The sequence below is a fragment of the Microcoleus sp. S13_C3 genome (assembly GCF_036700905.1).
Classification (GTDB): domain Bacteria; phylum Cyanobacteriota; class Cyanobacteriia; order Cyanobacteriales; family Microcoleaceae; genus Microcoleus.
In genome coordinates this window covers 36,651-59,443 of record NZ_JAUBPT010000029.1, presented here as the reverse complement: position 1 = coordinate 59,443, position 22,793 = coordinate 36,651, and the positions used below count along the sequence as shown (strand labels likewise).

Here is a 22,793-nt window from a genome sequence, read left to right as displayed (position 1 = left end):
TGCAAATAGGTTCTATAAACCCGCCCGACCCCACGAAAAATCCTCTTATTGATATTGCTGCAAGATGTCAGTTAAAATCGACTATCTGGCAAAAAAACAAAGGTTTGGTACTTTGCTCTCAATCCTGCCCCTCTCCTAATCTTCTATTACTTCCGGGCTTAGCACAAACTTGCGATAATAGTCTCAATGCCTAATTATACAACCAACTACCACCTCCATGAACACCAACATCAGCCCCATCCTCAAAGTATTCACCCTATCCGCCGCCCTTTCCCTCGCCATCAAGTACGCAGGGCCTAGCTTATCCATACCCTCTACCGACCTCAACGCCCTAATCGCCGTCTTTACCCCCAGTATCATCCTAGCTGCGATCCTCGGCTGGCGATCGCGCCAACCTACTCAAATTAAGTTGAGCATAAAAAAATAGGTGCGATCGCCCTAACCAGAAATTCCCCTCCTAAACTCCCTCATCGCTTCCACACTCGAAGCCATCAGCAAGCAGCGACACAGTAAATTAATATCTAAATCTGGCAAAACCACACTTGAAGAAATTTTTTCATAACCCTCAGAACCCAAGCGATACATAGCCAGTACACCATCCTCCCAAAACCAGACTTCAGAAACTCCCAATACTCGATAGCGCTGCAATTTTTTGACAGTACCGCTAGTGAAGATAACCTCTACAGATAAGTCGGGAGGGGTTCCAGTTGACCTACCAATAAGATATGATTCGTCAGCTTGTGCTGAAGCTTCGCCTTCTATTTCTATAGTCCGGCTTCCTGTAGGTTTAAATTCAATATTTTTGATGTCAAAGTAAAGAGCCAAAAGAATAGTGAGGGTGCGACTAATCGCTTCGTGGTCTTCGGAAACTGCCAAGATTTCTACCTCTCCTTTGTAATAAAACAACCTGATGCCAGGGGAGTCAGAAAACCCCTGTTCAATTAGCTTGAACTGTTGCCAGCTAATCCCGGAATGAATGAACCGTTGGTCTAGGGGCTGTAAAAGTGTCTGTGTCATCATGGGAACCTCAATCAATTTCTGGGTTTAAAACAACATTCATCGCCTCTTTCCTGTTAAAAACTCTAAGGCGCGATCGCAGCCGCAACACAATACTTGCGATAATAGTCTCAATGCCTAATTATAGAACGAACTACCACGTCCATGAACGCCAACATCAGCCCCATCATCAAAGTATTCACCCTATCCGCTGCCCTTTCCCTAGCCATCAAGTACGCAGGGCCTAGCTTATCCATCCCCTCTACCGACTTCAACGCCCTAATCGCCGTCTTTACCCCCAGTATCATCTTAGCTGCTATCCTCGGCTGGCGATCGCGCCAACAGCAGCAGTAGAGGCGCAATCAAAAAGTGCGATCGCTACTTGGTCTAAAGACTGTGTTTTTGCCCAAATCTTAATTCCCCGTACAGCTTATCAAAACCAAAGTTGAGGCACTCACCATGATTCAAATCATACCTGAATTAGTAACATTCGATGAATTCATTGACTGGTATCCTGAAAATTCTGAAAACCGCTACGAACTACACAATGGAGAAATTGTTGAAAAGCCAAAAGCAACAGGCAAACATTCTAAAGTGGCCGGTTTTACCGCACTGAAAGTCGGAATAGAGATTGAGCGCCTCAATTTGCCCTACTTCATCCCCAAAGAATCCGTCATCAAACCCATGCGCGAGGAATCGGGATATGAACCAGATATTATTGTACTTAACGAACAAACCATTGGAAACGAGCCACGATGGGAAAAATCATCAATTATCACAATGGGTTCATCAGTCCCCCTAATCGTCGAGGTAACTAGCACTAATTGGGAAGATGATTATGCTCGTAAGCTAGAAGCATACGAATCAATGGGTATTCAAGAATATTGGATTATAGACTATCTAGGATTGGGCGGCAGACGGTTTATCGGCAATCCAAAACAACCTACTTTTTCGGTTTACCAACTAATTGACGGGGAATACCAAGTCAAACTGTTCAGAGGATGCGAGGGTATTGAGTCCCCAACTTTCCCAGAATTGAAGCTGACAGCGCAGCAGGTGTTCGCCAAAGGGAAATGAGGAGGCTGCTTATGCTAATGTCCGAGTAGGGGTATCCGATTAAAGATGCGATCGCGCGCATCTGCTGTATCTTGATATAAAGGCGATTCATCGCTTCTGGGGAGCAGAGCAATTAGCAAGCAGTAATGCCCCATACCCTATTTCTCAATCTAAAATCTAAAATCTAAAATCTAAAATCTAATGAAGCTAGGACAGTGGATGGGCTTATTAGCCCTCATCACATCTTGTTACATCCTGTGGCAAATCAGGCAGGCCCTACTGCTGCTGTTTGCCGCCGTCGTCTTAGCCACCGCCTTAAACAGGCTAGCACGGTATTTACAAAAATTCGGACTCAAAAGATCGATCGCCGTACTCTTATCAGTTAGCTTCCTAATCCTCGTATTCGTAGGCTTATTCCTGATAATTGTACCGCCCTTTACCCAACAGTTTCAACAACTTACCCAAAGAGCACCTCAAGGAATAGAAAGATTAAATCAGTGGATAGATCAATTTGAGGCTCGCTTTTCAGGACAAATTGGTCAGCGACTGCCGAATCTAGATATTAACGATATTATCCAACAACTGCAACCCCTATTTAACCAACTCGTCGGCGGTGCAGGAGCCTTTGTCGGCAACACATTAGGCGTTATTCTCAGCTTTTTGCTCGTCATAGTTTTGACATTGATGACATTAGCAGAACCTCTCTCTTACCGCAAAGCATTCCTCCAACTATTTCCCTCTTTCTATCGGCGACGAGTCGATGGCATCTTAGATGAATGCGAAATAGCTCTCGGTAGATGGGTAATCGGTGCTTTAATTAGCATGAGTGTTATCACTTTTCTGAGTTTAATTGGTTTGTCAGTATTGCAGGTTCCCCTAGCTCTAGCTCACGCTGTTTTAGCCGGCTTGCTGAACCTAATACCCAATATCGGGCCTGGTTTGAGCGTCATTCCCCCAATGACGATCGCACTTTTAGACTCTCCCTTAAAATCCGGTTTTGTGCTGATTCTTTACTTTCTAATTCAACAATTTGAAAGCAACCTCCTCACCCCCTACGTCATGGCACAGCAAGTATCACTGCTGCCAGCAGTAACATTAATAGCTCAAGTATTCTTCGCCACCTTCTTTGGATTTTTAGGCTTACTGCTAGCTCTCCCCCTCACCGTTGTAGCTCAAGTTTGGATTAGGGAAGCCCTAATTAAAGATATTCTAAACCAGTGGAGTGCCAGCCCTAAAACCTTAGCAGCAATCGATTCTGCTATCCATGAAGAATATGAATCTATAGAAGTCGCCGAAAGCCGACCCGAAAAGTTGCCAGAACACAAACCCCACATCCAAGATAATGTAGAAAATGACGCTCCTGAAAATCAATAGTTAAGGTTTGTCATGACTTCATTTCTTATTCATAAGAATTAATACGGGATGCGGGAAACTCAGTGGCTTCAGCCCGCTCGTGGGAAGCGACTCGGGGGACTTCAGTCCCCGTGTCTTTCTTAATTAGCAGAGTGATGCGGATCTTCGATGTATTTCCTAACAACTTCACTACTAATATTGCCTGCGGTACTAACAAAATAGCTGCTCGTCCACAAGGACGGCAGCTTTTTTAATTCTGGAAATTCAGCCCTTAAATTATGACTAGAACGTCCCTTGAATGCCTTGACAACTAACGCAGGAGTATCCATCGGCTTAACCGCTACAAATAAGTGTACGTGATCTGGCGCTACTTCCAGAGCTAAAATATCCCAACCTTTCTCGATTGAAAGTGCTAAAAATATTTCACGCAGCTTAGTTGCTACACTGCCAACCAGAACTTTTTTCCGGCGTTTGGGATAAACACAAAATGGTAATTAAGTAGGAATTTGACGTGGTTGTGAGTCTGGTACTCAGGAAGTGGCAACATAAAGTTTTGTTGTTATGGATTGACTTATCCACTATACTCACCTAAACTAAATAAATCAACTAAATTTCGGGAAAAAGAGGTGACTAAAGTCAAAAAAACAATGGGAGTGCAGCAAGTATTGTTGTCTCCTACCAAAGAAATTGAAGCCGTATTACAATATCTTTGTCGGCAATCCGGCAAGCTGTACAATAGTGCTGTTTACTTCGCTCGTCAAACACTGTTCAAAACAGGAAAAGTGTTGACTGGAAAATTTGATTTATCTTTTGAACCGTCAATCGCAAAGTCGATGGTTGCTAAGTCGCTGCCTTCAACGCCTATGCAACAAACTTTGATGTCGGTTACGGAGGCGTTCAAAAGCTTCAAAGAGTTAAAAGCTTTGTATAGCAAAGGTCAATTGCACTTTAGACCCAAGCCTCCGAGCTATTTAACAGGCTCTAAATTGTTTAAAGTCGCCTACCCAAATTCTGGTGGATTAAAGCCAGCGTTTGTCGGCGACCAGTTGAGATTTTCCCTGGGCTTAACAGTACGGCGCTGGTTTGGGGTTTCTGAATTCTTTCTACCTATGCCGTCAAATATTGACTACACAAAGGTTAAAGAGTTCACGATTCTCCCTAAGAATGGCGCTTTCTATTTAGAAATGTCTTACGAAGTAGAATGTAAACAACATGATTTGGATTACAATCAAGCTCTATCAATTGACTTGGGGACGGCTGACAACTTAGCAGCTTGTGTTGACACGCTTGGAAATTCTTTCTTGGTTGATGCTCGCGCCATGAAGGCGATGAATCAACTTTGGAATAAGAAAGTAGCGACTAGAAAAGAAGGAAAGCCCACGGGTTATTGGGACAGTTGGTTAGACCGCGTAACCCGCAAGCGCAATCACCAGATGCGCGATGGTGTCAGCAAAGCGGCAAAGTTAATTATTGACCATTGTTTGAAACACGGTATCGGTAATCTAGTGATTGGATGGAACCAAGGGTTTAAGTCCAATGTTGATATGGGCCAACTGAACAATCAAAAGTTTGTTCAGATGCCATTAGGAAAACTGAAAGATCGCTTAAAGCAACTTTGTAATTTACACGGCATTAAGTTCACTGAAACAGAAGAAGCATACAGCTCTAAAGCTAGCTTTCTTGATGGAGACTCCCTACCCAGGTATGGTGAAAAACCGCTTGGATGGAAAGCATCTGGAAAGCGAATTAAACGTGGATTGTATCGCTCTGCTAATGGAACTATAATTAACGCGGATCTGAATGGCGCGGGCAATATTCTAAGAAAAGTAGCCAGTAAGTTAGGTGTAAAACTTGACCGACTGGGTAGACGGTGTTTGGCCACCGTAGCGAGAATTAGACTTTAGTAATAACTAGAGTTATTCTGTCAGCAGAATCTCAGTGGCTTTAGCCCGCTTGAGTGTCAATCCCAGTTAGAGGCCAGAAGTCTTCACTACAAGTTTAGGAAAATTGTGGTACGAATGCCCTTAAATAACAATCTTCAAGCCTCGCATTTTATACCGCATCTCTGTGGCGCTAAAAATCTGTTTAACCGTCAAATTCAACTGCCCAAATGTGGGTGACACAACCCTATCACTCCCCCGAAACAGACCAAGAATTTCTTGATGGTACCCGCCACGTGATTTATCCGTGGAATCAATCCAAAATCTAAAATCGAAAATCCTCAAACCCCCGCATTTATCCGTGGGGTCAATCTAAAATCTAAAATCTAAAATCTAAAATCTAAAATATAAAATCGATTGACTGACTTCATACTCACCGTCAACCAAATGGTAAACAAAAAAAGTAGGTTGTTTCGGATTGCCAATATAGCGTCTGCCACCAAGTCCCAAATAGTCCGCAATCCAGTATTCAGAAATGCCCAAAGCTTCGTAGTCAACCAATTTGTAGCCATAATCCTCCCGCCAATTGGTACTGACAACTTCGACAATTAGCCGGACAGAACTACCCATTGTAATGATAGATTCCTTTTTCCATCTCGGTTCGCTGTCCGTCCCTTGTCTGTCCAAAACGATCGCATCCGGTTCGTAACCAGATAGCTCGTTATCAGCCTGGACAACGCATTCTTTGGGAACGAAGTAAGGAATGAGAATTAAATAAAATCCACTTTTCCTGTTTGTTGTGGGATGGGCGTCCCGCCCGTCCTTTCTGGGCGGGCGGGACGCCCATCCCACAAGAAAAAAGGGAAATTATTTAATTGACGATCCTAATGAAGTCCTAGTCGTCGGATTTCAAAGTTGAGTTCAGCGACAAGGAAGCCCGCTACTTCTGAATGTTCTCCGGTTGCTTTAGGCATCTCAACAATAGCTCCATTGTGCAGTTCGTAACGGTTTTCAGAATTTTCATGATACCAGTCAATAAATTCATCGAAGGTGACTGGTTTTAATATCGCTTGAGTCATGGCGATCGCCCTTTATTTGATTTATGATATTGTTATTGTATCCGTTATAATTTACATCTTGCCTCATTATCAAGAACAGGCAAGATGCCTGTTCCACGAAGAGTGAATTTTCCTGTGAAACAGGCCGGAAAGCCTGTTCACAAAAGGCTTATTGAGAATGGTGCAACATCTCAGTTATAATATATTGCTTTTATCTCAAACAACCAGCTCGATCGACAATCCATCAATCTAAAATCAATCCAAAATCAAAATCACTCCAAAATCAATCAATTCAAAATCTAAAATCCCAAATCTAAAATCTAAAATATATGAGATCGATCGACGAAATCAACGATAAAATCAGCCAGGGCAAAGCCACAGTCTGGACAATCGAAGAACTCAAAACAAGAGTTCAAGAAACCAGCATTACCCAAGCAGCCAAAGAAGTCGATGTGATTACCACCGGCACCTTCGAGCCGATGGAATCCTCCGGTGCAATCATCAACCTCGGCCATACCGACCCCCCGATAAAAATCCGCCAGTGCTGGCTAGACGGCGTTTTAGCCTACTCCGGCTTCGGGGCAGTAGACCTGTACCTGGGAGCAACCCAAGTAGCCGAAGACGGCGAAGAATCCCGCGAACGGGGCGGCGGACACGTCATCGAAGACTTAATAGCCGGCAAACCCGTGCAGTTGCGAGCCTTGGGGCAAGTAACAGACTGCTATCCCCGCGCCTCCTTTGAAACCACAATTACCCGCGATACAATCAACCAGTTTTATTTATTCAATCCCCGCAACGCATATCAAAACTTTATTGTTGGCGTCAATGGAGGCGATCGCCCACTGTTCACCTACCTCGGCCCCCTGCAACCAAACCTCGGCAACGCCGTCTACTCGAACCTTGGAGCCATGTCTCCCCTGCTCAACGACCCCGACCTCGAAATCATCGGCATCGGCACCCGCATCTTCCTAGGAGGCGCCACCGGCTACATCACCTGGGAAGGAACCCAGCACTTCCCGCTGCAAAAACGCCAGCCCAACCGCACCCCCATCGGCCCCGCTGCCACCCTCGCACTCATCGGCGACGCCAAACAGATGAACTCCAAATGGGTGCGGGGCTGCTACTTCAAAAACTACGGCCCATCCCTGATGCTGGGAGTCGGCATCCCGTTTCCAGTCTTAAACGAAACCGTCGTCGCCCACTGTGCAGTATCAGACAAAAAAATAGTAGCGCCGGTGGTAGATTTCTCTATCCCCCGGCGCGTTCGTCCCACCTTCGGTTTAGTCAGCTATGCTCAATTAAAGACTGGCCGCATCCTGATCGAGGGCAAACCAGTACGGGCGGCCCCTCTTGCGAGTATGTTTCTCTCCCGGCAAGTAGCATTGGAATTGAAGCAGCAAATTGAAGCGGGTCAATTTACCCTCACGGCCCCAGTTGCTCCCCTACCCACCGACAGAGTATTTCTCCCCCAAGATTTGTGGGGCGCCCAAGTGAGGCTCGAATAAAGGATCTTAGATTATTTGTGGACGCACCAGGTCTGATAAACCGGGTTTCTTGTCGCTAGCCCAGCCCTGAAAGCTGAGATTTTTGGTCAGGAAACCCGGTTTCTGATCCTCGCGAGTGCGTCCAGGATTCTAGATTTTCGATTGAAGAATTCTGGTAAAAAACTGCACACATGGGAAACTGATGCACTCACCTAAAATCTAAAATCTAAAATCTAAAATTGGTTCATTCCTCGATCGGCTTAGGCTTCTTAACCGGCTTAGGAAGAGGTTCCTTCGGGACAGGCGGTGGTGCTGCTGCAGCGGATTTGATGGTAGGACGCCCTACAGGAGCACCGTCACCGCTGGGTCTAGGAGTAAACGGACGCTTCCCTCCTTTTTTGAAGCCACCGGGTGGCTTGCTGCCAGGGGGGAATTTCCGCTTTTTAATCGGCAGGGCACCAATATTATTAGCCTGCTCAATCATCAGACTCTCAGCTTTCAATTTGACGTGGAAATCCCAAAAAAACCCGATCGCCTTTGTAGCTAAATCTCCCTTGAGTTTCAACTTAAAAAACTTCATCTTGTCGTCATTCTTGCGGGGAGCTTGCTTGATTTTGACGATGACATACTTTTCTTCGTCTTGGGATTGATAAATCACCTCACCTCTAATCGAAAAATAGCCATCTTCAACATCAGGTTCCGAGGGAGGCAAAGATGCGGTCGATGCTTCGCCGCTAGCCTCAATCTCCGCTGCTTCCTGACTTTCCTCATCAGAGGAAGGTTCGGGAGGTTTCTTGAGCGTTTCCGGCTCCCAAACCCCCATAATCTGGGCGTGCAAGTTGCCGTCTTCTTGCCTGGTGCGGGGATAGACCACCCACAGGTGTTCTTGTTCCAGCTCCAGGTGATTTTTGACTAAACTCATAACTCTACCCAGCAAAACTGCGTCGATGGCAGTTCCGTCGGCAGCTATCAGCATACCCCGGGTGAATTGCTCTTCTGATGGCGTGTAGCGGCCCCGCACCAAACCAACAGCTCGGTACTGTCTGGGTTCGCTGGGGGGGGGAATGGGATGTTGGCGCATGACGGAGGGTATGTCCTCAGCGGCCTGACTTTCGTTAGCAGCCGGCTCTGCCTTTGCGGGCGGTGCGACTGCTAGCGCTGTCGGATCGCTGACAGGTGTCGAAGACGCTGCTGGCGCCGGGGGGGCAGGAGCATTGCTGGGCTGGTCTTGTGGCTTTGTTTTGTCCTTGTCGAGGGCAGAACTGTAGCGTGGTCGTTGCAGCTTATCCTTGGACGCTGGGGCGTCTGTTGGCGTTGCCGGTTGATTTTGGTCAACAGGTGCAGCCAACGCCGAAGGCACCGGACTTTCGTCTGGTGTCTCAGGAATGGAATCTGGATCTTTAGGCGGATTGACGGCCTGTTCGCTGGGCTGAGCCTTGCGATTTGAAGTAGATTTGGACGATTTGGAAGACCGGTTGGGAGAGGGGTTCATAAAAACTCCTTGCAGCGGAGACACATCCCTTAAGGGAAATTAGGAATAAACTGAAGAAACTGCTTTAAAAACTACTAGCACCTGACAGGCGGGCTTGCGCCCGGAGGTCAGGTTGTGACCCGTCAACGCCAACTTTCAACGCTACGAGTGCCGATCGGTTCGCTGGCTGCTAAAATCCTTGCGAGCAAGGACTTTGGGAGTTGCTGACCGCTCGATCGCCGATCGCGCTGAGCTGGAGTTGCTGGCTAATAGCATTTAGGATATTCAGCTTGCCTATTTTACTTAATCCAATTACCTAACGGCCTGATCCGCCATATTTTCGGTAATTTTTAGCTTGACCATACTAAATTGGACAGACACCGCAGTCCTTGGGGCTGCGGGTCTGAGTGTCCAAAATTGTTTAGCTAGCATGGAGTTGTGGGTCTGTTACCGGAAAACGAGAGGAAAGCCCCCGACTTCAGGCGTGGGGATGAATTCGGCAGCGGATGCGGCCGCCTACAGTCTTAGAAAAATCCTGGTTGATTTCTAAAAGCATGATATGATTATATCATGCTAACAGTAACTCACGAGTACAAACTACGTCCAACCAAATCTCAAGTTCAAATATTTGAGATTTGGTTGTCTGTTTGTCGTCAGGTTTATAACTATGCCTTGCGAGAACGGAAAGATTGGGTGAATTCTCGTAAGTCTTCTGTTAATGCTTGTTCGATAATTGGTGAGTATATTATCTCACCGGATACTCCTAGACCAACCTATGCTAGTCAGTGCAAAGGTTTGGCAGAAGCTAAGAAGCATTGTCCCGAATTAAAGACCCCTCATTCGCAAGTATTGCAGCAAACTTTAAAGGTTTTAGAGTCGGCCTTTGTGGCAATGTGGGATAGAGGGCATGGGTTTCCTCGCTTCAAAAAACGGATGCGCTCGTTTGTTTTCCCGGCTGTTAAGGATGCAGCAGTGGAGAATGGAAAGGTTAACCTGCCTAAGATTGGGTGGGTAAGGATGAAAATGTCTAGACCCACACCAGAGGGTTTTATACTCAAGCAAATTAGAGTAGTTAAAAGGGCATCAGGATATTTTGTCATGCTGACCTACCAGTTAGCAGTCAACCTGCCCGCTCGCCCACCGTCAGGACATCCATTAGGGGTAGATATTGGGCTTGACAAATACCTCGCAACTTCAGATGGAGAATTAGTCAACAGACCGAGATTTTTTCAGGCACTTCACCGCGAGTTGAAATCACTGCAGCGAAGATTAAAGCATCAAAGAAAAGGGTCTAATAATTGGCTTAATCTCCAGAAAAAGATTGCTAGAATTTATCAAAAAATCAGTGATGCCAGAAAGGATTGGCACTATAAATTAGCTCATCGATTATGTGACCAAGCAGGAATGATATTCGTTGAGGATATCAATTTTAAGGCTTGGGCAAAGGGGATGTTCGGTAAACATACTCTCGATGCAGCCTATGGTCAATTCTTCTCGATTCTGTCTCATGTGTGTTGGAAGCGCGGGGTGTATTTTGCTCGTGTTGATAAAAACTATACGAGTCAAATTTGCCCCCAATGTGGAACCCATACTGGTAAGAAAACCTTGGATGTCAGAATCCATAGTTGTCAGTCGTGCGGGTACACCACTGATCGCGATACAGCAGCAGCACAAGTAATTAGAGACAGAGGTATCCTTGCGGTCGGGCAGCCCGTGAGTAAAACTGCTTCTGGAGGCGTTCTATCGGGGATCGATAGTAATATCGGTCTAGAGTCGAGCCTGTGAGAGAAGAATCCCCCGCATTGTATGCGTGGGGAGTGTCAACATATTAGCTGCAAGTAAAAGGCTGCTTTGTCCCTTGGGACTTTGAAGTTAAGAACTTTTATGGTTGCATGGATCGACCTAAATGGCAGACGCCCCTGGGCGATGCGTTAATTCTTAGAAAATAGTAGATTTAAGCTGGGATAGTTGAATTATGGAAAAAGCAAACAAGCGTCGTGGGTTGATTACTGTCGTGGTGGTGCTGTCGCTCATCGCTTTTTTGGGATTTTCCCTTGTGCCAATTTTAGACAGTATTCTCAAGGCCAGCCAAGCGCAAAGTCAGTCAACTCCAACACCTACTCAGACGGCGCAGTCTGGGGATAAGCAATCAGAGTTGCTGCAAGCTCAGGCTAGGGGATACGAATTGGTTTTGCAGCGAGAACCTGACAACGTAACGGCTTTGCGGGGATTGTTGCAGGTGCGACTGGAGTTGATCGGGCAAGGAGTGGGCGACATTAAGGATGCGATCGCTCCTTTGGAAAAGTTGGCTTCGCTGAATCCTGAGACTACTGAATACGGGATTTTGCTGGCTCAGGCTAAGGAACGCACGGGCGATCGCGAAGGGGCTGCTCAAGCTTACCGGGCAATTTTAGCGTCTAAGCCTGGGGAAATTAAGGCTTTGCAGGGGTTGGTCAATTTGTTGCTAGTGCAGCAGCGGCCCGAAGCTGCGATCGGACTGCTGCAAGATACGCTGAAGGCTGCTCCGGCTGCAAATCAGGCGAAACCGGAAAGTGTGGATGTAACTTCAGTGCAGTTGATTTTGGGACAGGTTTATGCTGTGCAGAAGCGCTACGAGGAGGCGATCGCCATTTACGACGAATCTGCTAAGGCTAATCCGAAAGATTTTCGCCCGACTTTAGGAAAGGCGATCGTATTTAAGGAGCAGGGCAAAACAGATGAGGCAAAAACGCTGTTCGATCGAGCTACTGAGTTAGCTCCTCCTAACTATAAAGACCAAATTAATCAGTTAGCTAGTGGCACTCCTTCGCCTTCTCCGGCGGCTGCGGCGACTCCCAAGCCGGCTGCTTCTCCTAGTCCTGAAGGTGCGCTACCGAAACCTTAAGGAAAGTTTTAAGTAAAAGAGTTTTGAGTTTTGACTTTTCAGTGAAAAATTATTAAGTTTTTAACTTAATAATTTAAACTCAAAATTACTGGCTTTTTTCCTAATTACGCAGGACTTAGGAAAAGAAACCCGGTTTCTACGATAAATCTTGGTTGAACGACGACAGATACAGGTCGAAACCGGGTTTCTAAGCCCTCACGCCCAGCGTGCTGTTACCGATTACCAATTACTAATTACCAATTAGGTAAGACCTCGGAGGGAATTATGACCCAAAGCGTTGACCGCGTTGTTCTACCTCCTGCTTTTCCAGACCACACTCAATTACCAGAGTCAGACGGTACTGTTGTTGAAAATTTTCAGGAGCATCCGCAAAGTTTAATTTTAACTGATTCGATCGGACTAATTTTGGGTAGTCCCCTGAAAGAAAGGATCGAGATAATAAAACTGAATTCAAAGAAAAGTAGGCATTTAGAGTTGTAAATTAGCATTGTAATGATGCACAAACTGCCAAATAGCAGCAATATGATTTTCTAATTTTTTAGAGAAGCCTAAGCTCTTTCTTACCAGTCGAGATACTCGTTGTCGAATAGTACAATTAAAGCGCTCGATATAGCTAGTCAAACCACTATCTTTATCTACACTCAGATGACGTTTACTGGGCAATACAGAATCATAAGCACTCCAATGATCGGTATAAATTACTGCACATTGACGGTACACTGGTGGCATTGAATTCCATAAAGCTTGAGCCGATACTGCGCTACGATCTCCAATATGTACACCAACAATTTCCCTAGTCTGGGCATCCAATGCCAGCCAGACCCACTGCTGATTTCCTTTACTATCAACGAATGACCATAACTCATCCATCTGAACACTCAAGCGCTTTTTTTCCTTGGGAGTCACCTCCACTTGCTTCTTAACAGCAGCCGCTTGGCTATTAACGTATCGCTGCACTGTATCTTCTGACACTTGAAGTACCCGAGCAATCCCCGCCTGAGAAATACGTTCGCATTTGCATCCGTGACATTAACTCCCTTTGTTCTTTTGTAATAGGTTTCCATGCCGGATTTAAAACAAATTGACGACCACATTCTCGACATTTATAGTTTTGTTTGCCATGCCGCGTTTGACCGTTCCGACTAACTTCTTTTGAGCCACAATTAGGACAATGGGGAATCTCTACTGTCATATCACACTATGATAAACACTTCTCTCTAATAGTAACTTACTCGATCCTTTCCTTCAGGGCACTACCAAATTTTGCAGGAACGGCATCCTGACGGACAATATGCGATCGGCCAAGACTGCGGCATTTACTGGCGAGAAACCGAGCCGCCGGAAAAAGGTGCAGAAGCTCCCGATTGGTTTTATGTTCCCAATGTACCTCCTAATTTAGACGGTCAAATTCGGCGTTCCTACGTGCTGTGGCGGGAACACATAGCACCGTTAATTGCTTTGGAATTTGCCAGCGGGAACGGTGATGAAGAGCGCGATCGTACTCCTTTATCTCGCACCGATGAAGGGGTAGTCACTCAACCGGGAAAGTTTTGGGTGTACGAACAGGTGATGCGAATTCCCTATTACGGCATCTATGAAATTAACAGCGGTCGATTAGAAGTTTATCGGTTGATGGAGGGGTATTATCAACTGTTAGAACTCAATCAGCGCGGTCATTTTCCCATTGCATCTTTAGGCGTAGAATTGGGGCTTTGGCAAGGCAGTTATCAAAATCAAAGTATGCTTTGGCTGCGTTGGTGGGACGAGGAAGGTAATTTGCTGTTGATTGGCGATGAAAGAGCAGAATTAGAGAGATTGCGAGGGGAGCAACAACGGGAAAGAGCCGAACAAGAAAGATTGCGAGCCGAGAGTGCAGAACAGTCACGACAAGCTGAATTTCAGGCAAGAAGGGATGCAATTCCCCGGTTGTTGGGAATGGGTTTGAGTGCCGAACAAGTGGCGCAGGCGTTAAGTTTATCCGTCGAAGAAGTAACGGAGAATGCAGGAGAGTGAGATAGTGAGAGAGAATTGGGGAAAAGGGCGATCGGTCTTAATAGACTTCATCATGAGAACCCATTTTGAGCAATAAAATAGCTTCCTCCTCATCTTCTGGATCGGTCACAAACTCAAATAAAATCCGATAATCATAATCTATTGAACACGACCAGATACCCGATAAATCTCCTGTCAGTTTGTGAGTTCGCAAGCTGGGATGAAAACAGTCTTCAGACAAAAGTTCTAGCGTAGCTTCAATTAAAAGGCGAAGCTGAGGATTTTTACGAACTAACTTTTTGAAAGTACGAATAGATTTGGGAGTCCAACCAATTTTCATCAATCATCCAACTCCGCCATAAAATCGGCTACCGAACCAAATTTAACATTGCCCTCAGCATACTCTTGACGAACTTCTGCCACTTCATTGAGTAATTCATTTCGTCGCTGTTGTCGCAGGCGATTCTGAATAATATCTAGAAGCATGGCTTGATCTTCTAATGATAAAACTTCTACAGCTTCAAGAGCTTGCTGGAATTGAGATGTCTGTGTCGTTTTACTCATATGTTATTTTTAACTGTTTAGAACTACGAGATTTTTTATGGTTTTAGCAAGATTTATCCTATGCTACCAGTTTTTACTTGTTTGGAATCATACGATAAAAGCAGTATAACACTGCGAAGTTTGCAGTCATCTCCCAGAGTTGAATAAACAGCAAACTCAGTAGATTGTGTTTACTTTTCTGACCACCAGATAGGTTGTCCATCGTGTTGATAAGAATAATCTTCTGGCGGCGGATCTCCCTCCCAGGGAGGTGCTTCCGTGTAGTAGTCTCGACCATCTAGCTGTCGATCCGTCCAATTAATGTACGTTTTAGGAATTACATCTCCTCTGCGATCGCAAACGTCACCAGAGCCGAGAGACTCGCCTTGTTCATCCAATACCTCAAATAACCGACAACTGTTATCCCAGCCATCGTGACAGTGCCCCTGAAACGCAAAGAAAAAAGCATCTCGACTTTCAACAGGAACCTTGACCAGATAAATATCGCTGATGCTATGTCTAGAATACCAAAGGTGACGTTCAAAAGTATCCAGAATATTTTTAGGTAAATTCTGAGAAGGTCTGACTATTTCTGGAGGTAAAAGAGTCATATTTTTCCAGTTCCATGTCAGCCTTACATAACCGATTCTATGCTTGGGCATGAATTTTCCAAAGTCGTCGCTTACCTCCAAAAGCTCTACTAATTTTTTTTCACAAACTTCCCTTACGGTGTTTTTTCTGATGTCAGCATTTTCTCTATTCACTTGCTTACCTCTGGTATTGGTTGCAATTTTTATTTCTGAGAGGACGCAGGGGGCCCAGAAACCGGGTTTTTCTACAAAAAGACGCGTTGCAGCCTGCAGATTGGGTAAAAAACCCGGTTTCTTTTGTCCGAGTGCGTCCAGGACTGTTTGAAAAACGTTCGGCTTTGACAGCTAGCAAAATATGGTTGAGCATATCTCTGCTTGGCGAACCTGTAGTTGTCAATTAGTAAGGTGCGAACTGCACACCTACAAATTAATACTTCCTCTCCTGTGGCTCGAACATCGTAATTGCCACCGGCATATAAGCCAAATCAATCCCCGCAGGCGAATAATACGCCAGCGTATGCTTCAAAAAATTTCCATCATCGCGCTCAGTAAAATCTTCCCGCGAATGAGCTCCCCGACTTTCCTGTCGGTTCAAAGCAGAAGTTAAAATCATTTTACCGACAATAATCAAACTCCGCAACTCCAAAGCTTCCACAATTTCCGTATTCCACAACTTGCCTTTATCGTCTAAGTAAACCTCCTCATATTGTCGCTCTAAATCCTCCAATTTCTTTAAACCTTCCTGCATCAATTCGGCGCTACGAAATACACCACAATACTCAGTCATAGTATCTTGATACTGCTGCCGGATTTGATTGATGCGGTATTTTCCGGGACGCTCTACAAGTGCCTGAATTTGCTCTTTTGCTTCCATAATATAACGCTGTTCGTCTACTGTCGGCAACTTGCGATTTTGTACAAATTGTGCTATAGTTGCGCCAGTAACTTTGCCATAAACGACGCATTCCAAAAGCGAATTGCTGCCCAAACGGTTTGCGCCGTGAACGGACACGCAAGCTGCTTCGCCGGCGGCAAAGAAACCGTCTACCAAACTGTCAGGACTGCTGCGAACTTGCCCGCTAACATTAGTAGGAATTCCCCCCATTGAATAGTGAACAGTAGGGCGCACGGGCATCGGCTGATTTACGGCATCAATTCCTAACAAACGGTGGGCTTCTTCCCAAGCAAAAGGAATTTTGCTCATAATTTTTTCGCGTCCCATGTGCCGCAAATCGAGGTAGATAAAGGGGCCGCCGGCACTACCATCAACATTAATCCCTCGGCCGGCGCGAATTTCTATGGAAATTGACCGCGAGGTGATATCCCTAGGCGCTAATTCCATCCGCGACGGGGCATAATTGGCCATAAATCGATCGCCCTCTGAATTAATCAAATAAGCACCTTCGCCCCGCACAGCCTCGGAAATCAACACTCCCACGGGATACAAACCAGTCGGGTGAAACTGCACAAACTCCATATCTTCCAGCGGCAATCCAGCTAAAGCCGTCATCGCCAAACCGTCTCCCGTCGATGCGTAATCGTTCGACGTGGTATTGTAAACTCGGCCGTAACCCCCCGTAGCAAACATCACCGCCTTAGCGCGCACGACCTCAATTTGACCGTCTAGAAGGCGGTACATAACTACCCCCTTGGCTTGGCCTTCTTCCAAAATCAGGCGCGTAACATACCACTCCTGATAGATGTGAACTCCGCAGCGGCGCAGATTGTTGACTAATTCGTGGAGGATGGCGTGACCGGTTTTGTCGGCGGCGTAGCAGGTGCGGCGGTGGGAATGTCCGCCAAAAGCGCGCTGGGCAATTCTGCCGTCTGGGAGGCGGGAGAAGAGGACTCCCATGTGTTCTAAATCTATGACTACACCGGGGGCTTCGCGGGTGAGGATTTCTACCGCGTCTTGATCGGCTAAATAGTCTGAACCTTTTACTGTGTCGAAGGCGTGGGCTTTCCAACTGTCTTCGGGATCGACATTTTGGAGGCTGGAGGCCATGCCGCCTTGGGCTGCGACGGAGTGCGATCGAATCGGGTGAGTTTTGGCGACGACAGCTACCTTTAAACTGGGGTCAGTCCGAGCAATTTCTACTGCGGCGCGGCAACCTGCTAAACCGCCGCCTACAATGATTACGTCGTGTTCTAGCATCTTTTTGAATTATTTTGAGTGTTCTGCTCAACTTATCGTGACGCAAAAAAAAACTTCCCACCAAAAGAGCAGGAAGTTTTTTAACTTTTGATTTGAATGGGAAATCAAAAGTTAAAATTTCACATTGGACTAGCCGGCGCTTTCGATAGGCTGCTGAGTGGACTGATTTCCCGTTGCAGAAGGTTGAGTTTCCGTACCGGGTTCTACAGCAAGCACTTCAATGTTATTTAGCAGAGTTGTAACGAAAGCAAACAGCAAGAAGGGCAGAGACAGCACTAAAATCAAGCCGACGGTAGCCAAGGCGAAGATTTGGCGGGCGCTACTCCACAAGGCGAGTGCCGACGCTAGACTTAGGAAGATGACTATCAGCCAAACAATGATTTGACCGTAAATGTCGCCAAAGGTGAGCGTACATTTAAGGCGATAGTTTTGGATGTTATTCATTTGATGCCTCGCGAGATTGCTATTACGACTTGTCCAAAAATACTTTGACAGTGTGTCAATGGCCACTGTAAATTTCTAAGTTTAGCTGCCGCAACCTGGTTTTAGGGCTGTTTTAAACATTTTTATAGAAGTTTGCAACAACACTTTATGAATTTTTGTTTCTGACTGGGAAATTTGGCCGAAACAAGACTTACGCACTCCGACAAAGAAACCGGGTTTTTTACTGTTTTGGCGGGCTGTAACGCGTCTTTTCGCAAAAAACCCGGTTTCTGGCAACCCCTGCGTCCAGGACTAAGCTGTTCTGAATCTAAATCGTATTTTTTGTGCGGGCTTTCTGGCCCAACCCCTACTCCCCACAAGAACTTTATCAAATTTTAGTTCACAGTTTAAATGTCCAACAGCTTACGAAACAAAGGCACAAGGGGAAAGTCTACTTTTTGAGGGAGCCCCGACTTGGTAAAGAAATGTTAAGCTGCGTGGAAATGGAATCAACCTTTATAGCGTCGCACCTGTCTTTTCGCCCATGTCTTCAGAGAGCAAATTGCTGATTTCGCGCTGTTTCCTGGCTGGTTTAGGAACGCAGATGTTTATGTACCGCGAAGACCGGATTCCCCAAGAGAGTCCGGTTCTGGTGGTGAGCAATCACCGCAGTTTCTTAGATCCTGTGCTGCTGACGGCGGCTTTGGGTCGATCGATCCGCTTTGCTTGTCATCATTACATGGGTCAAGTTCCGGTGATGAGAGAAATTGTCACGACTTTCGGCGCTTTCCCCTTGGAAGCACCGGAACACCGACAGCAGCATTTTTTCTCTCAAGCGACAGCGCTACTGCAAGGCGGGGAGATGGTGGGGGTGTTTCCAGAGGGTGCAGAACCGATGGTGAAGCTGACTGGGCCGAATACTGTGGGGAAGTTTCAGCGGGGATTTGCTCATTTGGCTTTGCGAGCACCGGTGCGGGATTTGGCAGTTTTGCCGGTGGCCATTAGCTCTTTTGAGGAACACTCAGTACGATCGGGTGTACCGCTCAAGTTGTTGAGTTTGTTTGATCCTTCGGAACCGCTGTTCGATCGATCTGGGTGGCATCCTGTGATAATTTATCAGCGAGTTAATGTTTTAATCGGCCGGCCTTACTGGATTACTGTCGAGAGACAGCAGCAATATCAAGGCAAAAAAGCCAAAGCTGTTGTTGCTGAACTCACGAACCACTGTCAGGGAGAAATTGCAGAATTACTCCAACGAGGTTGTTTGTAAGTTTGTAAGTTTGTTGACTGTTGGCTGTTGATTGTTGACTGTTGACTGTTGACTGTTGACTGTTGACTGTGGGCTGGTATCAGATTTCCAATCTAAAATCTAAAATCTAAAATCTAAAATCGATTGACTTGAATCATGGCAAATGCTAACAACAAGGTTCGTTTCCTAACCCCCAAACCGCCGAAACCCGATCGCCCTTTATTTGTATTTCTGCCCGGTATGGATGGCAGCGGTTTGCTGCTGCGGCCGCAAATTTCTAAATTAGCAAATGATTTCGACATTCGCTGCTTAACTGTACCGGCTGACGACATGGCTAGTTGGGAGGTACTGGTTAGCGAAACAATTGCCTTAATTGAAGCTGAAAAGCAAGCCGGAAAGCCGAAGCGGCCTGTTTATCTGTGCGGCGAGTCATTTGGGGGCTGTTTAGCGATGAAAACTGTTTTAGAAGCTCCTCAATTGTGCGATCGATTAATATTAGTCAATCCAGCTTCTTCGTTTCGACAGCAGCCTTGGGTGCAGTGGGGGTCCTATCTGACTCAGTGGCTGCCGGCCAACCTTTATCCGCTGTCGGTAATCGGTTTATTGCCGATATTAGCATCGTTAGGAAAGATTGGGCGCGACGATCGCCGCGCTTTGCTAGAAGCGATGCAAGCGGTACCGCAAAACACGTCTGTGTGGAGATTGGCGTTAGTGCGATCGTTTAATGTTGACGAAAATCAGTTGCGCGGGATCAAACAGCCGACGCTAGTAATTGCTAGCGGTGCCGATCGGCTGCTGCCTTCTTTAGTAGAAGCGAAGCTTTTAGTCAAGGTAATTCCCAAAGCTGAAATGGTGCTGCTGGCTAACAGCGGTCATGCTTGTTTGTTAGAAACAGATGTTAACCTTTATGGGATTATGCAAGCTCGCAATTTTTTGACAAAATCCGAAGAAAATCTGTCATTAGTCAATAGTCATTAGTCATTGGGCATGGGGCATTGGGCATGGGGCATCTCCGAAAAACAATCTTATCGGCATCAGCAATTAGCAATTAATTAGATGAGTGGGAAAATACATAAGTATGTCATAGCTGCATGAAACGAAGTGAAACGAAGCAATCGCAATGGCTCGGGCAGATTTACATTCCGTTACCTAGCGAGGTTTCTTTGCGCCTACCTACTTAATACCTCTTGGATGTCGATGGTCATGAACTGCAATAATAGCTTCAATTAAGTTCATTAGCGATATACCGAGTTAGGATAGTATTTGCGATAGGGTCTCACCCGATCGCAAATACTAGGATACATTTAAGTAGATGAGTGGGAAAATACATAAGTATGTCATTGTTCGTTAAACGTCGCAATTCGCTTAAGGTTCTAGCCGCTTTACATTCGGTTACACAGCAAGGTTTATTTGCGCCTACCTACTTATCCTCTGACAATAAATCCACCCTGCTTTACTACTCGTGAAACATACTTAGTCTGGTCCGATTCTGACTTTTTCAAGCCTAGGCCTTTAGATGTGCGCTTCCTGATGTAATTCTTTATTCTTGCGTCGCACGTACACGAACCGATCGACTAAACTCAGGCCTGTTTCTTTGCATATTTATTACCTTTACCGGATATATACCCATTCTTTTGGATATACATTGTTCTTTAGGGCTAGCCTGTAAATCTTCTATTTTTACGTCTATTCCGCCCACCCTGTCGGTGAGATAAAGCAATTTTAGGTTACCCACTAAGTTATCAGTTGTCTGGAAGCAAAGCGTTATATCCCTCATATCTTTTGGCATTAAGTTCAATGTCTCTTGAGAACCGAGAGTCTTCTCTCCTAATAAAATCGTTTCTGCTAAGGCTGTACCGGCGAAACTAAAAGAGATTCCAACCGCAGCGATTAAAACCGCTGGTAATTTTTTGACAATGCTCATAGGACAGTACCTTGTTTGTTGAAATTTACCTTGATTAGTGGTTTTTTCTTCCCACTACTTTATTAGACGTTTCCCAACCCCAATTTGGGAATTTTTCGAGTTACGAGCATTATTTTCTCTCCAAAAATCCACTCTCAACTCCTAGAACCCTTCCCCTTCTTACCCTTCAACCGCAGCAAACTTTTCTCAACCTCCCCACGCGCTGGATACAACAACTGCTGACTCAAAGCACTTTCATAAGCCTGTATCGCCCCCAACCGATCTTTCAACCCCACCAAAGTTCTCCCTAACCAGTAGTCAGCCATAGCCGGGTTAAACGCGCTCAATTCCTGACATCCCTCACCGGCAACTTTCCACCAGCGCTGACTAGCCCCAACATCCCCCAGCACCTGGTAACTCTCCGCCAGCCACAGCGCCGTCGGTACGAATTGCAGAGAAATTCCCGCTGGTAACAACTTCCATCCTTTCTCCAACGCCTCCACCGCTTCTTGATGTTTAAGCGCCAAAGCCAACACCCGCCCATGACGAAACCAAGCATCAACTAACTGCGGCTGAAGTTTTGTGCCCTGCTCAGAAACACTACATCCTCGTTCAATCTCTTTGAAGTGTTCCACCAACACCCGCCCCGCAGTCGCCCAAACACTCCAACGTTCAGGAAATCGTTTCAGCATCTGTTCTACCACAAAACGCAATTCTTCCCAGCGTTTGGCAGCCGGTAAAATTTCACACAAGACCTGATAAATTGCACAATTATGGGGATACAGTTGATAAGCATTCGCCATCATCTGTGCTGCTTTTTGATAGTCTCCCGTGTCGTATAAGCACCGGCCATAGTAATACCAACCATAAGGATGATTGGGGTGTTGGGCGGTAAACTCTGCTAACACCTCCACACCTTGCCGCCAATCGCCTCGGAAGATGTGATAATAGCCCAGAGAATTGTGAGCCTCAGCCCCATGAGGAGTTTGTAGGAGTAAAGAGGTAATCATCTTTTTCGTCAGTTTCCCCTCTTCACCAGAAACTAATCTCATCTGAAGACGTTGCTCAATTTGTCGTTGCAGTACCCTAAAATCATTCGGAAATAGAGCTATAAGCTTGCTCAACTGCTCTGTTGCGGCGCTCATATCCCCCACCGCCAGATTCGCATCTTGGCTGTAAATCAACGCCACAACATCATCTGGGTTGATTGCCAAAATTTGCTCCACAGCACTGAGCACGCCTAGATGATTTTCTATCTGCTGATACACCTGTATCAAAGCGAGCCGGTGAACGACTTTTTCAGGTTCTAAATGAGTTGCTAAATTAAAGGCAATAATTGCTTTGTCACTCTCACCCCGACAAACTGCAATCAATCCCTTGATATGATGCTGAGTCGCTTCGTTTTCGTAACACGACAAGGCTTTTTCATAGACTTCTATTGCCTCTTTTTCTCGTTTCATTAGCTGCAATAGTTTCCCTAGTTGCAGCCGCACACCCATTAATTGCGCTTGTCGCTCAATCACTTGATGATATTCGGCAACCGCTTGTTGCCAGTCTCCCATCTGGTAAAGCAAATTAGCTAGTTCTAACCTTTTTTTCCATCCTTGGGGATATTTCTGAACATACTTACTTAAAGTGTTCAATTTCTGCTCTTGTCTAGTTGGCTTTTCTTCTAAGAAAAAGTGAACATTCATCTCTAGCCCAGAAGATTGGCAGAACTGCACCAATGATGTGGCAAAGTGTCCAGACATAATTT

Annotated in this window: 23 protein-coding genes and 3 pseudogenes; 13 read left to right on the top strand and 13 right to left on the bottom strand. The window is 45.8% G+C overall.

What is annotated here, in order from left to right; translation table 11 throughout:
• Together QUA16_RS11025 and QUA16_RS11020 are read left to right on the top strand one after the other, a co-directional pair.
• The coding region (locus tag QUA16_RS11025; RefSeq protein WP_333181133.1) for a hypothetical protein at positions 1–194 on the top strand (194 nt) is incomplete at its 5' end.
• Positions 195–217: 23 nt separating this feature from the next.
• Positions 218–427, top strand: coding sequence for a hypothetical protein (locus tag QUA16_RS11020; RefSeq protein WP_333108208.1), 210 nt, complete (start codon positions 218–220; stop codon positions 425–427).
• An 11-nt stretch (positions 428–438) separates the two neighbouring features.
• On the opposite strand, the gene QUA16_RS11015 is transcribed toward QUA16_RS11020, so the two are convergent.
• A complete protein-coding gene (locus tag QUA16_RS11015; protein WP_333108207.1) occupies positions 439–1,020 on the bottom strand; it encodes a Uma2 family endonuclease in 582 nt (193 codons plus the stop codon).
• Positions 1,021–1,161: 141 nt separating this feature from the next.
• Between QUA16_RS11015 and QUA16_RS11010 the strand changes: the two genes are divergently transcribed.
• The 3 genes from QUA16_RS11010 (at position 1,162) to QUA16_RS11000 (ending at position 3,426) form a co-directional block, all read left to right on the top strand.
• Positions 1,162–1,350, top strand: coding sequence for a hypothetical protein (locus QUA16_RS11010; RefSeq protein ID WP_333108206.1), 189 nt, complete (start codon positions 1,162–1,164; stop codon positions 1,348–1,350).
• Positions 1,351–1,455: 105 nt separating this feature from the next.
• Positions 1,456–2,073, top strand: a complete 618-nt coding sequence (locus tag QUA16_RS11005; protein ID WP_333108205.1) for a Uma2 family endonuclease — start codon at positions 1,456–1,458, stop codon at positions 2,071–2,073.
• Between the two features lie 180 nt (positions 2,074–2,253).
• The gene (locus QUA16_RS11000) at positions 2,254–3,426 is read left to right on the top strand and encodes an AI-2E family transporter (RefSeq protein WP_333108204.1); all 1,173 of its coding nucleotides are present in this window, start codon (positions 2,254–2,256) and stop codon (positions 3,424–3,426) included.
• 119 nt (positions 3,427–3,545) lie between these two features.
• On the opposite strand, the pseudogene tnpA reads toward QUA16_RS11000, so the two are convergent.
• A pseudogene (tnpA, locus tag QUA16_RS10995) lies at positions 3,546–3,952 on the bottom strand (IS200/IS605 family transposase).
• 79 nt (positions 3,953–4,031) lie between these two features.
• Here tnpA and QUA16_RS10990 point away from each other — a divergent pair.
• Positions 4,032–5,309, top strand: coding sequence for a transposase (locus tag QUA16_RS10990; RefSeq protein ID WP_333108203.1), 1,278 nt, complete (start codon positions 4,032–4,034; stop codon positions 5,307–5,309).
• Positions 5,310–5,678: 369 nt separating this feature from the next.
• On the opposite strand, the pseudogene QUA16_RS10985 reads toward QUA16_RS10990, so the two are convergent.
• Positions 5,679–6,050: pseudogene (locus QUA16_RS10985) on the bottom strand (Uma2 family endonuclease); the annotation flags it as partial.
• Positions 6,051–6,169: 119 nt separating this feature from the next.
• Positions 6,170–6,364: a Uma2 family endonuclease gene (locus tag QUA16_RS10980; RefSeq protein ID WP_445252223.1), complete on the bottom strand. Its 195-nt coding sequence runs from the start codon at positions 6,362–6,364 to the stop codon at positions 6,170–6,172.
• A gap of 308 nt (positions 6,365–6,672) precedes the next feature.
• On the opposite strand from QUA16_RS10980, the gene QUA16_RS10975 reads away from it, so the two are divergent.
• A complete protein-coding gene (locus QUA16_RS10975) occupies positions 6,673–7,848 on the top strand; it encodes a homocysteine biosynthesis protein (RefSeq protein ID WP_333108202.1) in 1,176 nt (391 codons plus the stop codon).
• Between the two features lie 223 nt (positions 7,849–8,071).
• On the opposite strand, the gene QUA16_RS10970 is transcribed toward QUA16_RS10975, so the two are convergent.
• Positions 8,072–9,319 carry a hypothetical protein gene (locus QUA16_RS10970; protein ID WP_333108201.1) on the bottom strand — a complete coding sequence of 416 codons (1,248 nt, stop codon included), beginning with the start codon at positions 9,317–9,319 and terminating at the stop codon, positions 8,072–8,074.
• A 549-nt stretch (positions 9,320–9,868) separates the two neighbouring features.
• Between QUA16_RS10970 and QUA16_RS10965 the strand changes: the two genes are divergently transcribed.
• The 3 genes and pseudogenes from QUA16_RS10965 to QUA16_RS10955 all read left to right on the top strand — a co-directional run.
• Positions 9,869–11,083 carry a transposase gene (locus tag QUA16_RS10965; RefSeq protein WP_333108200.1) on the top strand — a complete coding sequence of 405 codons (1,215 nt, stop codon included), beginning with the start codon at positions 9,869–9,871 and terminating at the stop codon, positions 11,081–11,083.
• 190 nt (positions 11,084–11,273) lie between these two features.
• The gene (locus QUA16_RS10960; RefSeq protein ID WP_333108199.1) at positions 11,274–12,182 is read left to right on the top strand and encodes a tetratricopeptide repeat protein; all 909 of its coding nucleotides are present in this window, start codon (positions 11,274–11,276) and stop codon (positions 12,180–12,182) included.
• 264 nt (positions 12,183–12,446) lie between these two features.
• Positions 12,447–12,590: pseudogene (locus tag QUA16_RS10955) on the top strand (Uma2 family endonuclease); the annotation flags it as partial.
• Between the two features lie 60 nt (positions 12,591–12,650).
• Here the strand turns inward: QUA16_RS10955 and QUA16_RS10950 are convergent.
• A protein-coding gene (locus QUA16_RS10950; RefSeq protein WP_333181132.1) for an IS1 family transposase occupies positions 12,651–13,374 on the bottom strand; the annotation gives its coding sequence in 2 pieces (ribosomal slippage) (positions 12,651–13,193 and positions 13,195–13,374; 723 coding nt in all).
• A gap of 71 nt (positions 13,375–13,445) precedes the next feature.
• Here QUA16_RS10950 and QUA16_RS10945 point away from each other — a divergent pair.
• Entirely contained in the window at positions 13,446–14,195 is a 750-nt protein-coding gene (locus QUA16_RS10945; RefSeq protein WP_445252176.1) for a Uma2 family endonuclease, read from the top strand.
• A gap of 37 nt (positions 14,196–14,232) precedes the next feature.
• Here QUA16_RS10945 and QUA16_RS10940 read toward each other — a convergent pair whose 3' ends face one another.
• The 5 genes from QUA16_RS10940 to QUA16_RS10920 all read right to left on the bottom strand — a co-directional run bounded on the left by QUA16_RS10940 (position 14,233) and on the right by QUA16_RS10920 (position 17,906).
• The gene (locus QUA16_RS10940) at positions 14,233–14,514 is read right to left on the bottom strand and encodes a type II toxin-antitoxin system mRNA interferase toxin, RelE/StbE family (RefSeq protein ID WP_333104563.1); all 282 of its coding nucleotides are present in this window, start codon (positions 14,512–14,514) and stop codon (positions 14,233–14,235) included.
• Positions 14,514–14,738 carry a hypothetical protein gene (locus tag QUA16_RS10935; protein ID WP_333104562.1) on the bottom strand — a complete coding sequence of 75 codons (225 nt, stop codon included), beginning with the start codon at positions 14,736–14,738 and terminating at the stop codon, positions 14,514–14,516. The genes QUA16_RS10940 and QUA16_RS10935 overlap by 1 nt, the downstream gene beginning before the upstream one ends.
• A 170-nt stretch (positions 14,739–14,908) precedes the next feature.
• A complete protein-coding gene (locus tag QUA16_RS10930) occupies positions 14,909–15,481 on the bottom strand; it encodes a hypothetical protein (RefSeq protein WP_333104560.1) in 573 nt (190 codons plus the stop codon).
• A 253-nt stretch (positions 15,482–15,734) separates the two neighbouring features.
• Positions 15,735–17,462 carry a succinate dehydrogenase/fumarate reductase flavoprotein subunit gene (locus tag QUA16_RS10925; RefSeq protein WP_333104559.1) on the bottom strand — a complete coding sequence of 576 codons (1,728 nt, stop codon included), beginning with the start codon at positions 17,460–17,462 and terminating at the stop codon, positions 15,735–15,737.
• A 129-nt stretch (positions 17,463–17,591) separates the two neighbouring features.
• Positions 17,592–17,906 carry a hypothetical protein gene (locus tag QUA16_RS10920; RefSeq protein ID WP_333104558.1) on the bottom strand — a complete coding sequence of 105 codons (315 nt, stop codon included), beginning with the start codon at positions 17,904–17,906 and terminating at the stop codon, positions 17,592–17,594.
• Positions 17,907–18,429: 523 nt separating this feature from the next.
• Here QUA16_RS10920 and QUA16_RS10915 point away from each other — a divergent pair.
• Together QUA16_RS10915 and QUA16_RS10910 are read left to right on the top strand one after the other, a co-directional pair.
• The gene (locus QUA16_RS10915; protein ID WP_333104556.1) at positions 18,430–19,155 is read left to right on the top strand and encodes a lysophospholipid acyltransferase family protein; all 726 of its coding nucleotides are present in this window, start codon (positions 18,430–18,432) and stop codon (positions 19,153–19,155) included.
• A 135-nt stretch (positions 19,156–19,290) separates the two neighbouring features.
• Positions 19,291–20,112, top strand: coding sequence for an alpha/beta hydrolase (locus QUA16_RS10910; RefSeq protein ID WP_333104555.1), 822 nt, complete (start codon positions 19,291–19,293; stop codon positions 20,110–20,112).
• 562 nt (positions 20,113–20,674) lie between these two features.
• Here QUA16_RS10910 and QUA16_RS10905 read toward each other — a convergent pair.
• Positions 20,675–21,058, bottom strand: a complete 384-nt coding sequence (locus QUA16_RS10905; RefSeq protein ID WP_333104554.1) for a hypothetical protein — start codon at positions 21,056–21,058, stop codon at positions 20,675–20,677.
• Positions 21,059–21,192: 134 nt separating this feature from the next.
• A complete protein-coding gene (locus tag QUA16_RS10900) occupies positions 21,193–22,788 on the bottom strand; it encodes a tetratricopeptide repeat protein (RefSeq protein WP_333104553.1) in 1,596 nt (531 codons plus the stop codon).
• Positions 22,789–22,793 lie beyond the last annotated feature (5 nt).